11 protein-coding genes are annotated in these 14,233 nt (G+C 44.5%); 5 read left to right on the plus strand and 6 right to left on the minus strand.

The window, feature by feature from the left end:
* Positions 1-4: 4 nt before the first annotated feature.
* The 5 genes from A3766_RS20740 to A3766_RS20760 all read right to left on the minus strand — a co-directional run bounded on the left by A3766_RS20740 (position 5) and on the right by A3766_RS20760 (position 8,015).
* Positions 5-3,997 (minus strand): YhdP family protein, encoded by a 3,993-nt coding sequence (locus tag A3766_RS20740; protein ID WP_068507585.1) that lies wholly within the window; start codon positions 3,995-3,997, stop codon positions 5-7.
* 9 nt (positions 3,998-4,006) lie between these two features.
* Positions 4,007-5,482, minus strand: coding sequence for a ribonuclease G (gene rng, locus A3766_RS20745; RefSeq protein WP_068507582.1), 1,476 nt, complete (start codon positions 5,480-5,482; stop codon positions 4,007-4,009).
* 80 nt (positions 5,483-5,562) lie between these two features.
* On the minus strand, positions 5,563-6,042 hold the full coding sequence (mreD, locus tag A3766_RS20750) for a rod shape-determining protein MreD (RefSeq protein WP_068507580.1): 480 nt from the start codon (positions 6,040-6,042) through the stop codon (positions 5,563-5,565).
* The gene (gene mreC, locus A3766_RS20755) at positions 6,039-6,956 is read right to left on the minus strand and encodes a rod shape-determining protein MreC (protein ID WP_068507578.1); all 918 of its coding nucleotides are present in this window, start codon (positions 6,954-6,956) and stop codon (positions 6,039-6,041) included. The genes mreD and mreC overlap by 4 nt, the downstream gene beginning before the upstream one ends.
* 21 nt (positions 6,957-6,977) lie before the next feature.
* Complete coding sequence (locus A3766_RS20760; protein ID WP_068507576.1) at positions 6,978-8,015, minus strand: rod shape-determining protein; 1,038 nt, start codon at positions 8,013-8,015, stop codon at positions 6,978-6,980.
* Positions 8,016-8,288: 273 nt separating this feature from the next.
* Between A3766_RS20760 and gatC the strand changes: the two genes are divergently transcribed.
* The 4 genes from gatC to A3766_RS20780 all read left to right on the plus strand — a co-directional run bounded on the left by gatC (position 8,289) and on the right by A3766_RS20780 (position 13,062).
* Entirely contained in the window at positions 8,289-8,576 is a 288-nt protein-coding gene (gene gatC, locus A3766_RS20765) for an Asp-tRNA(Asn)/Glu-tRNA(Gln) amidotransferase subunit GatC (RefSeq protein ID WP_068507575.1), read from the plus strand.
* 81 nt (positions 8,577-8,657) lie between these two features.
* Positions 8,658-10,115, plus strand: coding sequence for an Asp-tRNA(Asn)/Glu-tRNA(Gln) amidotransferase subunit GatA (gene gatA, locus A3766_RS20770; protein ID WP_068507573.1), 1,458 nt, complete (start codon positions 8,658-8,660; stop codon positions 10,113-10,115).
* Positions 10,116-10,130: 15 nt separating this feature from the next.
* Positions 10,131-11,579, plus strand: a complete 1,449-nt coding sequence (gene gatB / locus A3766_RS20775) for an Asp-tRNA(Asn)/Glu-tRNA(Gln) amidotransferase subunit GatB (protein WP_068554455.1) — start codon at positions 10,131-10,133, stop codon at positions 11,577-11,579.
* Positions 11,580-11,796: 217 nt separating this feature from the next.
* Positions 11,797-13,062 (plus strand): 6-phosphofructokinase, encoded by a 1,266-nt coding sequence (locus tag A3766_RS20780; protein WP_068510974.1) that lies wholly within the window; start codon positions 11,797-11,799, stop codon positions 13,060-13,062.
* 129 nt (positions 13,063-13,191) lie between these two features.
* Here the strand turns inward: A3766_RS20780 and A3766_RS20785 are convergent, their stop codons facing one another.
* The gene (locus tag A3766_RS20785; protein WP_197470100.1) at positions 13,192-13,527 is read right to left on the minus strand and encodes a DUF6122 family protein; all 336 of its coding nucleotides are present in this window, start codon (positions 13,525-13,527) and stop codon (positions 13,192-13,194) included.
* Between the two features lie 103 nt (positions 13,528-13,630).
* Here A3766_RS20785 and A3766_RS20790 point away from each other — a divergent pair.
* The coding region (locus A3766_RS20790; protein WP_197479651.1) for a hypothetical protein at positions 13,631-14,233 on the plus strand (603 nt) is incomplete at its 3' end.

The raw sequence follows: 14,233 nt of genomic DNA on the forward strand, positions 1-14,233 counted from the left end.
TATTTTAATTCGGTGCCAAATTGCTTTCTGCACCCGCATCACTCTCTTCTATTGGTGGCGTTACTCGCTGAGGCGTTTGAGTCGTCTTACGTTTTTTCTTGCTCGCGTTTACCGCCTCTTTTAATTCCACTATAGGCTTTTGCCACGTACCCGTAATATCGTATCGGGAAGTAGTTAAAGCACTTAAGGGTTCACCAAGCAATTTGTCTGCAAGCCAAACTAAACCTCCAATTTGAGGAGCACCAAGAACGAGAGCTGCCAAAGGCACATTCTGCGAAAAAGGCAGCTCAATAAGCATGTCCAGGTCCAGCGCCTTACTCGCTAAGTCACTACTTCCGTTTATGGTGTACTTCCCTGCCGGCCCATCAATGACCAAGGGTTTAGAGAGTGTAAGTAAGCCCTGATCTATACTTGAGTTCATCGTAAAAGAGTCGAAGCCGACCCCACTTTTATACAGGTCGGAGAAATCCAGCTTTAAACGACGCATTATCGCTTCAGCGTTCAAGATGCCGAACAGACGTAAAGCACCTGTTTTTTCATCGTCAGTTTGCAGAAATCCATCTTCGAGTATCAGTGACAGAGAGCCTGATAGTTTACCTAGCGAAAAGTCCTTAGGTGCACCAGGCCAGGTAAGCGCAAGCTTTGAACTAAAGTCATCACTACTCACAAGAGGATCAATACCTGCCAATCTGAATACATTTTCAAAATGCCTACCTTTGCCATCCATTGTCAGAATGCTGGTCTGTAAATTGTCTTCTGAAACCTGCCAATTAAGCCGTCCGGAAAACTGGCTACCTTTAACACTGCCTTTTATATTTGAGAATATCGCTCCTGTTGGCGACGACTGCAAATTACCACTCCAAGCACCTAGTTTTCGACCATCTAACTGCAAGTTAGACGCGGAGAATTCGACATTACTAAGCGTTCTAGGGTCAATTGGCGCACTATCTTCCTTTAAGTCTGAACTTGGTGTATCGCTACTTAATACCAGTTTGCTGAAATCTGCCTTGATAGAGCCATCAGTATTCGGCAGAACTATTTTTCCGGAGATATCCTCGCCTCTCAACTCAACTTGCCACTCATCACTTGGCTGAGAAATTTCTATACGAGCTTGTTTTAACTTATGATCAAATGCAGTTGTAGAAGCAACATCTAACTGAACTTTCTTAAGAATACTTTCCGTATTATTATCACTATCCAGCTCCCAAGGTAAGGCTATTAAATCGCCTACAAAGTCGATCCATGAATCTGCATCTAGTTCATTGAGATTAGCCGCGATGTTGAGGCCACTTAAGTCTGGCGCTTCCATACTAGCCTTATTTATCGAAACCTCTCCAAATGAAAATTTACCATCCACAAACAATAATTCGGTGTTGAGCGCCTGACTATTATCCAAGTTCAGTTTAGACAATACCAACATCTGCGAAGGTTTGAGTTTTAGACGAGTAATGAAATCCTCTCGTTGATCAACATGTTTCGCCAAGGGCCAAGGCCAGTCGCGCGTCAAGCCTTTTAAATTACTTCGAATATCAACAAAAGGCTCAGACTCCTTATGATTTGGGAGGTATAGTTCAGCGAGGTAATCGAAGCTTCCACCCAAAAACGCCGTAGTTTGATAGCCAAAAAAGTCGAAAACCTGTTCGATATCGGTATTACCTGCCAGGCTTATATTCGTTTGTGAGAGGTCTCTAAATTCATTACTTTCAAGATCAGTAAGCAGATAATCGTATGTAGCTGGATCAAAAGAAGTAGAAATATTTAGCAATGCAGGCTTCCCGAAAGCAATAACCTCTACGTCATTAGCTGTTACGCCCTTATCTTCTGTAACGTCGAGGACACCTGTCACGCGGTCAAAACTGATTCCAGAATCGGGATGATGAAGCTTAACCCCTTCTAAAGTCGAGCGAATAAGATAAGCAAGCTCAGCGCCGTCATCTCCTTCGGATACGGGTATATCCAAGAGTACGTCAACATCAAAGTCACCTTCGAACACTAACTGCTCTGCAACAGCTTCAGTATGTTCAGAGATTGGTGACTCAGCCAACCAATACTGTAAGTTTTCAGATGTAGCCTTTGTACTGCTTTCTATTCTAAGTATTGAGCTGGCTGCCCCTTCAGGCTCAAGCATTGTAGCTCGAACTTCATTTAGCTTTGTGTCGACAATTTTGGCCTCAGGAGCAATAACCAGCAACTGACCATTTTGAAGTGAGATATTCGCGTTTAGTTGCTCAGCAGGCGGCCAATTCCTGTCAAAGTCGAGCACCAGGTTTTCAGTATTCAGGTCGATGCTAGAAGTAAAGCTGTTGTCTGCAGTAATAGTTTCAACTGATCCGTGCCCCAGGTAAACTCCTGAAACAACGGTACCGGACCTTAAGGCATCGACTAACCAATCATGTAGACCTGAACCAACAATATAGTAAGGCACAAAAGACGGAGCGCTGGGAGCACTAAGATCTTGAAGAGCAATGGCTAAATCCAAGTAATCTTCATCGCCCTCTCCGTTTAGCCTTATAGAAAAATCACCATATACCAAACCTCCGTCTTGTTGCACCAAGCGCAAGCCATCAGAATAAACGTCTACGCCGTCTTCTTGAATATCCCACGCAACGTAACCATCAGCCTTTGCCATCGTCCAAGGCTCAAGAAATAATTCCGGGAAACCCAGCTCAAAGTCATGACTTGAAAAGTTTACGAAGCCTCCCTGATTATCAGCAAATACATATCCATTGATACCCATCCCGGAGGGTGTTCCTTCATAAGCATCTAGAGAGACCTGATCAAGCTCAGCTTCAAAGGTAAATGATGAGGCGTCTTTTTGATGTTCGATATTGATCCAGGCGTTTTTTAGTTGCCCTTCTGGCTGACTAATCTCAAGACGATCATGAAGATTATCTGACAAAAGCCCAGACGCGAGCCCCAATTGAGCAAGACAGTAAATATCGAGTTCTGACATCGATACCTTTGTTTGCGATGCATCACTGTTAATATTAATAACATCGCTTTGACACAAGCTCCCTTTCCAGGAGAAATTAAGGCCGTAAACAGACATATTCTGACCCTGATTGCTCTTTTGCCAATGGTAATCGAAAGCCAGGTTTCGTATTGGCGGAACGGATTGTTCCCCCGCACGCCAATTCATTTCATTTAGCTGAAGGTTGCCTTGAATTGATGTAAGACTAAACCCTTCGAATTCTAACCATGCACGCGTGCTTGCGGAAATATCATCAATTGATAGACTTTCCCAGCTATAAACTTGTAGCAATTTACCAAAGAATTCAGCGGAGCGTGCTTCGATATATAAGCTAGTCTTCATTCTTGATTCAGTTAACACGCCCTTACCTTCCAGAGAAAAAGATAATAAGGAACTAGCACTGTCAGACTCTCGAATCGAGCCGCTAATGAAGACACTATCATCGTGGTAAGTTAAGGAGCTGTTGGGAATTCTAAGAGTTTGAACCAAGCCTTTATTGTTATGTAAGGAGAGGCTTAAATCGTTAAGGTAGATTTTCGCTTGCCCAAGTAGAGCTTCTATATCTATTGGCAAGGCAGTTGGTGTCGCCTTCTCTTGCTGCTGTAACAATTCTTTTAAATCTACCGGTGTTGAAGCGACGGACCAGGCACCATCCTCAAACTGTTGCATACTAAGCTCAGTATGCTCAATCATGATTTCCTTGATAGAAGGCTGGAGATTAAGAAGAGAGTTGAGGAATGAAGCCTGTATACGTATACGCCCAACATAAGCGTAGCTCTGCCCGTTGACGCTAAGGCCGTGAATATTGAGCGTTGGGTCAAGACCACGCCAAGCAGAGTTCAATTGACGAATTTCAACACGCTGACCACTTAACTCAGATAGGTAACGCTCTAGATCAGGACGGTAGTCTTCAAGAAATATACTGGCTATTCTTAGCCCGAGTACGTACAAGGCAACCAGAAATAATACCGAAAAGGCAATCGTTATTAACTTAATCCTAATGATTTTCAGTATTTTATTCTTCACATTGTCACGCTAGACTAAGACTACATCAAATTGTCCCTGATTATACATGACTTCTACTTGAAACTTGATTTGCTTGCCAATGAAGGTTTCCAAGTCAGCAACATTGTCAGACTCCTCATCGAGTAAGCGATCAATCACGTTTTGCGAAGCCATAACCAAATAGATATTTGCGTCATAAGCACGATTCACCCTGAGAATCTCACGCATAATTTCATAACAGACTGTTTCAGCGGTCTTTAACACACCAGTGCCATCACATACAGGGCAAGGCTCACACAAGGTTTGCCCCAAGCTTTCAGTGGTACGCTTACGTGTCATTTCAACCAGGCCAAGCTCTGAAACGCAACTTACCGTTGTACGTGCATGGTCTCGCTCAAGCATTTTCTCTAACATTCGTAGAACCTGGCGCTTATGTTCCTCATCCTCCATATCGATGAAGTCGAGAATGATAATCCCGCCAAGATTTCTTAAGCGCAATTGCCTACCAATGGTCCTTGCAGCTTCGAGATTGGTCTTGAATATGGTCTCTTCAAGATTACGATGCCCGACAAAACCGCCGGTATTCACATCAATCGTGGTCATAGCTTCGGTTTGATCAATGATTAGATAGCCACCAGACTTAAGTTGAACCTTTTTTCCCAGCGCCTTCTGAATTTCATCATCAACATTATATAAATCGAATACAGGTCGTTCACCTGGGTAATACTCAAGCCGCTTACTAACATCAATGAGAAAGTTTTCGGAGAACTCCTTTACAATCCCATAACTTTCTTTTGAATCGATTCTAATTTTCTCGGTTTGAGGCTTTACCAGATCTCTTATCGCACGTGTAAACAGCGGCAAATCCTGATAGACAACAGATGGAATTGCGTTCTCTTTGATTCGCTGCTTTAGTTTTTTCCAAAGGCGCTCCAGGAACTTTATATCTGCCGTAAACTCATCTTCTCCTGCACCTTCGGCCGCAGTACGCACAATAAAGCCCGAGCCTGCCTCTTCGTTATCTACCTGACAATTCAAAACAAGCTGCTTTAAACGCTCTCGCTCTACTTCATCTTCGATACGTTGAGATATACCAATATGTGAAACACTTGGGATATAAACCAAGTAACGGCTAGCAATTGACAGCTGAGTGGTTAAACGGGCACCTTTCGTACCAATGGGATCCTTGATGACTTGAACAACAAGCTCTTGACCTTCGCGCAACAATAATGCGATATCTGCATTATTCTCACTTTCGCCAGTTTCACCGACTTGTGGGTTAGAGGTGATATCAGAAACGTGTATAAATGCGGCGCGCTCAAGACCAATATCAACAAATGCAGCCTCCATTCCAGGAAGCACACGGACTACTTTTCCTTTGTAGATATTACCAACGAAGCCACGACAACTTGAACGCTCGATATACACTTCTTGCAGCATTCCGTTTTCTACAAGCGCTACACGAGTTTCAACCGGCGTAACGTTAATTAAAAGCTCTTCACTCATAGCACTACCTGAAACTTTCCTGTCAAAATAATAAGATTAGCAGCTATTGAAACGAAGCGGCATATCAAAGCGTTTTTTTATTATCGCAATGCAAAAACAAGACGGTCGGTGAAAATTAATACAAAAGGCCAAACTAAGGCGCTTGATAGTGCAGCTCCCAGATAAGACATATTATTATCGACAGCGCCAAGCGCTCCTCTGATAGTCATCACAATCATCAACAAAATTCCGATAATAAAAAATATTACCAAGGACTGCTGTAGTACCGGAAACATTTTTAAGCGTTGATGCATCGTCAAAACCAAATAAGAGACGATACAGCAAGCAATTATATGAATACCGAGATAAGTACCTGACAGCACATCCATGATTGCGCCCACAATAAAAGCAGAAAACAGACCAATACGTTCGGGGTGCCTCAATAACCAGTATATCAAAGTCAATACCATCCACTCAGGACGAAAGGCAAGTAGCATTTGCGGCATTGCTAACAATTCCAATACGGCAGCTGCGGCGAAAGACAATGCAACGGCCACCCAACTTACTCTCGACTGAGTCATTCGTTTACCTCGTCAGACGCATGCTGCTTAGTACTAGATTGTTCTTTATTCTCATCGATGACGGTACTATCGTTTTGCCCCTCTTTAAACACCAAAAGCAAGAGACGACTTCTATTCAACTGTGCTTCAGGCCTGGCGCGAACCTCTGCAAAGGAGCGTCCATCATGGTGCGATATCTGGCTAATCCTTGCCACTGGATAGCCTTCCGGGAAGCGCCCCCCTAGACCAGAACTTACCAAAAGATCACCCACCTCAATATCAGAGGTATCTGGAACATTTCCTAGCTCAAGATAGTCGAGCGCCCCAACACCATAAGCAATCGCCCTAACACCATTTCTATTTACTTGGACAGGAACCGCATGACGACTATCAGAGATAAGTAGGACCCGGCTGGTAAATTCATTTACTTCAACCACTTGCCCCATCAATCCCTGTGAATCAAGAACGGCCTGACCGAGATAAACCCTGTCTTGACTGCCCTTGTTAAGCAAGATGTATTGATTGTCAGAATCAGGGCTAACACCGATCATTTCGGTAACAACGACACCATCGTCAACAATGCGAGAAGCATTCAGTAGCTCACGCAAGCGATTTAACTCAGCCGTTACTGATGCGAGTTTTTGAGCTTTGCGCTCAAGCACCAACATGCGGGATTCCATTAAATCGATTTTTTCTTGGAGATCGGAACGGCTCGTAAAGCTTTCACTCAAGCCTTCACTAATAGAAACCGGTAAATCACTCAACCAGTGAACCGGTGTTAACGCAGAGCTTATTACTCCACGAACAGGGTCTAGATAGCTAAATCTAACATCAATGAATATCAATAAGAGTGATACGACTGATGCTAGAATTAACCTGTATACGAGATAAGGGCCTTGAACAAAAATTGTTTTATCAGAAGCGCCAAGTTTCATTACTCAATGTTACCCAGCTTTTTATTCAATTGGATATAAGCCATCCGAGCTATTATCGATCAATTCGATTGCTTTACCACCACCACGAGCAACGCAGGTAAGCGGGTCTTCTGCGACAATAACAGGAAGGCCTGTTTCTTCACTTAAAAGTCGATCAAGACCTCGGAGCAATGATCCGCCACCTGTCAGGACAATACCACGCTCGGCAATATCTGATGCAAGCTCTGGAGGTGACTGCTCTAAAGCCCCTTTCACTGCCTGTACAATCGCAGATAATGACTCTTGTAGCGCTTCGAGGATTTCTTCACTGTTCAAGGTAAAGCCACGAGGCACACCTTCTGCCAGATTGCGACCACGTACATCGATCTCTCGAAGTTCAAGACCTTCGTATGCACAACCGACTTCCTGTTTAATCTTCTCTGCAGTGGTATCACCAATTAGGCTGCCGTAGTTACGACGAACATAAGTAACAATTGCTTCATCAAAGCGGTCACCACCAACTTTTACTGAGTCAGCATAAACAATGCCGTTTAGAGAAATGATGGCAATTTCAGTCGTACCACCACCAATATCAACGACCATAGAGCCACTTGCTTCTTCAACGGGTAAACCGGCACCAATCGCAGCAGCCATTGGTTCTTCAATCAAATAAACTTCACGGGCACCTGCACCTAGAGCAGACTCGCGTATGGCCTTTTGCTCAACTTTAGTTGAACGACTCGGTACACAAACCAAAACACGCGGGCTAGGTGTTATAAAGCTGTTTTCGTGAACTTTGTGAATAAAGTGCTGCAACATCTTTTCAGTCACAACGAAGTCTGCAATAACTCCATCCTTCAATGGGCGAATTGCTGTGATATTACCAGGAGTACGACCAAGCATACGCTTTGCTTCAGCACCAACCGCTGCAACTGTTTTTTGCGCTCCGTTGCTACGAATAGCGACTACAGAAGGTTCATCCAGAACAATGCCTCGTTCCCTAACATAAATAAGCGTATTAGCTGTCCCTAGGTCAATAGATAAATCGCTGGAAAATAAGCCTCGGATCTTTTTAAACATGGTGTGAGATCAACCTAAACAATTCGTAGAAAATAATCGAGCAACTTTAACAACGGTACCTATATAGAGCAAGACGGAATTGAAAAATGAACGATAATTAAAGCTAATTTACCCCATTTCTGAACATATATTAAACAATACGATTTAATTAACCCCTCTTATTTGTCTGGCCGGAATTATTCCTGATATTATGGCGGCAATTTTTTAATTACCTAACACCTAATCTGTGGCTTCGAATTGATGCTCCAGAAAAGACAACGCTTGAGGATTAACATGTCCATCGATCCAGAAGACATCAATAAAATTGCTCACCTGGCTCGGCTTCATATCGAAGACGATAAAGTTGAGAAAATCAGTAACGATATAACAAATATTCTGTCATTGGTTGATCAGCTACAAAATGCCAATACTGAAGACATTCCACCAATGGCTCACCCAATGGATGCTGTACAGGTTCTACGTCCAGATGTTGTCACTGAAAGCGATAAAAGAGAAAAGCTCCAAACTGTCGCCCCCAACACTGAAGACGGTTTATTTCTTGTGCCAAAGGTTATTGAGTAAGGTGAACGTCCACCTATCCATTAGCAACATCACATTATTATCGATAGCACAACATTCACTCTATTCGAAAGCTAACTAAACATGCTAAACAAAACTGTAAAACAATTATCAACAGGGCTTGCTAGCGGCGAGTTTTCAAGCCTCGAGCTCAGCCAATACTTTCTAGACAGAATCAAGAAGCTTGACGGCCAATATAATAGTTTCATTACCGTTACCGAAGAACAAGCGCTTGCACAGGCGAAAGCAGCCGATGAGATTATCGCAAGCGGCAAGGCAACACCCTGGACAGGTATTCCCTTTGCACATAAGGACATCTTCTGCACCGAAGGCGTGTTAACTACCTGCGCCTCAAAAATGCTAGATAACTTTATTCCGCCTTATGACGCCACCATCGTCAGCAATTTTAAAAATGCGGGCGCAGTTTGTTTAGGTAAAACAAACATGGATGAATTCGCGATGGGCTCATCTAACGAGACAAGTTATTTTGGCAAAGTTATCAACCCTTGGAGCCAAGAAGAGCAACTTGTACCCGGTGGTTCATCTGGCGGTTCAGCAGCTGCCGTTGCCGCTCGACTTGTGCCAATAGCAACCGCAACCGATACCGGCGGCTCTATTCGCCAGCCTGCTTCTCTTTGCGGCTTAACCGGATTAAAACCAACCTACGGCCGTGTTTCACGCTACGGAATGATTGCCTTCGCATCAAGTCTTGACCAAGCTGGCCCGATGGCTCTCACTGCAGAAGATGCGGCAATGATGCTGAACGTGCTTGCAGGACATGACGCCAAGGACTCAACCAGCCTAGACCGCGAAGTACCAGACTACACAGCGAACTTGAATAACTCACTTGAAGGCCTCCGAATTGGTCTACCAAAAGAGTTTTTCAACGAGCACTTAAGCGCTGAATTGCAGGATGTATTGCAAACCGCTATTAAGGAGCTGGAAAAGCTGGGAGCGACGTTTAAAGAAGTGTCGCTACCACATTCTGACCTGTCAGTACCGGCCTACTACGTGATTGCGCCAGCAGAATGTTCTGCAAACTTGTCACGCTTTGACGGCGTTCGCTTTGGGCACCGTTGTGACGACCCGAAAGATCTGATGGACATGTATCAGCGCACCCGCTCTGAAGGCTTCGGCGATGAAGTTAAACGACGTATTCTAATAGGTGCTTACGCCCTATCCGCCGGCTACTACGATGCCTATTACAGAAAAGCACAGCAGGTTCGCCGTTTAATTAAGAATGACTTCGTCAGCGCCTTTGAAGAAGTTGATTTGATCTTAGGCCCAACCTCTCCGTCGGAAGCATTTGGCTTTAATTCCAAAGGTGATGACCCTGTAAAAATGTATCTTGAAGATATCTTTACTATTTCAACCAACCTCGCCGGGCTGCCTGGCATGTCACTTCCAGCAGGCTTATTAAATGGTCTGCCTATTGGCATGCAACTTATTGGTAACTACTTCGACGAACAACGTATGCTTAACGTCGCGCATCAGTTCCAACAAGTTACCGATTGGCACACCTTAGCACCACAGAACATTTAAGCCTGGAGAAACACTATGCAATGGGAAACAGTAATCGGGCTTGAAGTTCACGTCCAGCTCGCCACCAAAACGAAAATATTTTCCGGCTCTTCTACTGCCTATGGCGCAGAGCCAAACACTCAGGCAAACGAAGTTGACCTAGCCTTGCCTGGCACCTTGCCTGTACCAAATGAGCAAGCCTTTCGTTACGCCGTTATGTTCGGCTTGGCTATCGACGCAGAAATCGGTAAACGCTCGGTTTTCGAACGTAAAAACTATTTTTACCCAGACTTGCCCAAGGGTTACCAGACCACGCAGCTAGACCTGCCGATCGTTGGCCCTGGTGTTGTTGAAATTGAACTAGAGGACGGCAGCAAGAAGTCTGTTCGTATCCATCACGCTCACCTTGAAGAAGATGCCGGTAAATCGCTTCATGAAGATTACCATGGCATGTCAGGCATAGATCTGAACCGCGCGGGAACACCGCTTATTGAAATCGTGTCAGAGCCTGATATCAGCAATAGTGAAGAAGCAGTCGCCTTTGCCAAAAAACTACACTCAATTGTTACCTCTCTTGGCATCTGTGACGGTGAAATGTCACAAGGCTCAATGCGCTTTGACGTCAATATCTCGGTACGCCCCAAAGGTCAGGAAGAGCTTGGTACACGAACCGAAACCAAGAACCTTAACTCCTTCCGCTTCATGGAAAAGGCGATCGCCCTTGAGGTTGAGCGTCAGATAGATATTCTTGAAGATGGCGGCAGCATCACGCAAGAGACCCGCTTATACGATGGAGAGAAAGATATCTCCCGCTCCATGCGTAGCAAAGAAGAAGCAAACGATTACCGCTACTTCCCATGCCCTGACCTGCTTCCTGTCGAATTGTCTGACGAGTTTATTGATCAGATTAAAACTGAGATGCCAGAGCTTCCTGATGCACGAAAGGCAAGGTTCTGCGCCGAATACGGCTTATCAAGTTACGATGCAGGCTTGATCTCAGCACAGGCAGACCTTTCTCATTATTTCGAGACAGCCAGTAGCATTTCAGGTGACGCTAAGCTTTCTGCCAACTGGACAATGGGAGAGCTAAGCGCGCGACTCAACAGCGACAGCATCTCCTTAAAAGATTCTCCTATCAGTGCAGAGCAACTTGGGCAACTGGTGCTTAGAGTTAAAGACAACACTTTGTCGTCTTCAGGTGCAAAGAAAGTATTCAATACACTTTGGGAAAAATCTGGTGATGATGTTGACGCAATTATTGAATCACAAGGTCTAAAGCAGGTATCTGATACCGGTGCGCTAGAAGCATTGGTTGACGAAGTACTCGCTGGCATGGCTGATCAGATTGCACAGTATAAAGAGGCCGATGACAAAAAGCGTAAAAAGCTTATGGGCGGATTTATGGGGCCTTTAATGAAAGCCTCTAAAGGACAAGGAAACCCTAAACTGTTCAATCAGATTCTTGCCAAGAAACTTAATAGCTAGCTTTAATTTTTGACCTGAATAACAGTAGAAGTGAGAGTGCACCGCTCTCACTTTTTTATACTTTCGATACGAATCGCCAAGGTTAATTGTCAACAGTTTTTATTTTAAGACTGATACCGACTGATTAGTAATCAGGCTCATGAAACTTTCATAAAAATGCAGTATGATGCGCGAAATTTATGAAACCTTTCATTTTTATCGAAGAATAGGATATTCAATGACTATCAAAAATGCTTTCTACGCACAGTCAGGTGGCGTAACTGCCGTAATCAACGCTTCAGCTTGTGGCGTAATCGAAACAGCTCGCCAATTCCCAGACAAAATTGGTAAGGTTTACGCTGGACGTAACGGCATCATTGGAGCACTCCGTGAAGAGTTGATCGACACCAGTCTGGAAAGCATCGAAGATATCGCCGCACTAAAGCACACTCCAAGCGGTGCATTTGGTTCTTGCCGCTACAAACTGAAAAACCTTGATGAGAACAAGCGTGAATATGAACGTCTGATCGAAGTATTCAAAGCTCATGATATTGGGTACTTCTTCTATAATGGCGGCGGCGACTCTCAAGATACAGCTTATAAGGTTTCTCAACTAAGTGAAAAAATGGGTTACCCGATTACTTGTATCGGTGTGCCAAAAACCGTAGATAACGACCTTCCGTTCACTGATTGCTGCCCGGGCTTTGGTTCGGTTGCAAAATACGTCGCTATTTCTACTAAAGAAGCGGCAATGGACATCGCTTCTATGTGCGAGTCCTCAACTAAAGTATTTATTCTTGAGGTCATGGGCCGTCACGCAGGTTGGATCGCCGCAGCTGGTGGTTTGGCCGGCACCGAAGCGCACGAAGCACCACACGTTATTCTATTTCCAGAAATAGCCTTTGATAAACAGAAGTTTTTAGCACGTGTAGATGAAGCAGTAAAAAATTACGGTTACTGCGTTGTCGTGGCATCTGAAGGCGCTCAGTACGAAGATGGCCGCTTTGTAGCAGACGCAGGCGCAGTTGATGCGTTTGGTCATACCCAACTAGGTGGCGTCGCACCAACGCTTGCTAATATGGTTAAAGATGAATTTGGTTATAAATACCACTGGGCAGTTGCCGACTACCTTCAACGCGCAGCACGCCATATTTCCTCTTCAACGGATGTTGAGCAGGCCTATGCCATGGGCAAAGCAGCTGTTGATTTCGCTGTAAATGGTAAGAATGCAGTCATGCCAATTATCGTTCGCGAACAAGCCGCTCCATACAAGTGGTCTATCGGTGAAGCACCGCTTAGCCAGGTTGCTAACCAAGAAAAGAAAATGCCTATTCACTATATTTCAGATGATGGTTTCGGAATTACTGCTGAGTGTCGTGAATACCTAACTCCACTTGTTCAAGGCGAAGACTACCCGCCTTACGATGAGAACGGTATGCCGCGCTACGTTAAGCTTCAGAACAAGCTTATTGAAAAGAAGACAGGAAGTGAGTTCGAAGTTTAAAGCTTCGCAACACGCTTATCTAACTCAGAGACTCCGCCTACCCAAAGTTATGTAGGCGGCCCGTCTCGGGGCGCAGAACGGACATGCCGTTAGTTTCAGCCCTACGTATGCAGAGGGTTTCATCCTTCGCTAATGAATAGCCCCATAAAAACCTTGCCGCCAACAATCCTGGGCATCCAGGCCCATATGGATTAGCAAGCCTATCCCTATCCACCGAGTTGCTGGAAACAAAGCCATCAGAGCATAAACCGGAATCATAAATTCTTTATGTAGAGGGTGGAAACCAATACTGCATCGACCTGGGTCATAAATCGGTACCGCAAGTAAGTGATCAAGATCGACTAACATTGTCGCAACCAAAAGCAGATATATTTTTACCGTGAACTTAGAATCTCGTGTTTTGGCAAAGACTGCTGTTGCTACTAACAACGGTACGAGAAAGTGTAATGCGATATGAAGAATGATTTTCTCCCGATTATGTTTATACTGAACTTATCAAAAGCGCGGATGTTAAAGCATAGATATCGCTTTCGCGCTCCCAGCTAACTCCTGAAGGCTTTACCAATCAATGAACGAACAGTTTCCTGTATTAGAAGTTTCAAATCAAGAAAGCACAGCAATCGTTATTATCAATAGCGAACACTACGAAAACTGGGTAGCAAAGCAAGCCGAAAATATTAAGACCTGGTTGAACGCAAATAACTATGAGGGGAAAGGTGGAATCCTCATCCCGGATAGTGACGGCAGCGCACTGCAATGCATTTATGGAATGAGCCCTAAGAGTGACTACTTCATTGCTGGCGATCTAGCGCTACAAATTCCTGCGGCGCGCTACTCGCTGGATTGCAGTCAGTGCAGCGAGCTATTTGAAGACCAAACTGAGTTTGAAACTCAGTTCGCAATCACCTGGGCCCTCTCTTGTTACCGGTACACTGAATATAAAAAGAATGATAAGAGCCTGCCAACACTTTCTGTATCTTCAGAAGCAATACTCAACAAAGCACAGGCATTTTCTTCTTCAGTGTCATTAGTAAGAGATCTGATCAACACCCCAGCCAGTGACTTAATGCCTGAAGATATGGGTACCGTAGCTGAGCAGCTCGCAGAGCAATACGGTGCTAAGCTCGAACAGTTTGTTGGCGACCAACTACTTGAGCACAACTACCCTACC

It is taken from the genome of Oleiphilus sp. HI0132 (assembly GCF_001635845.1).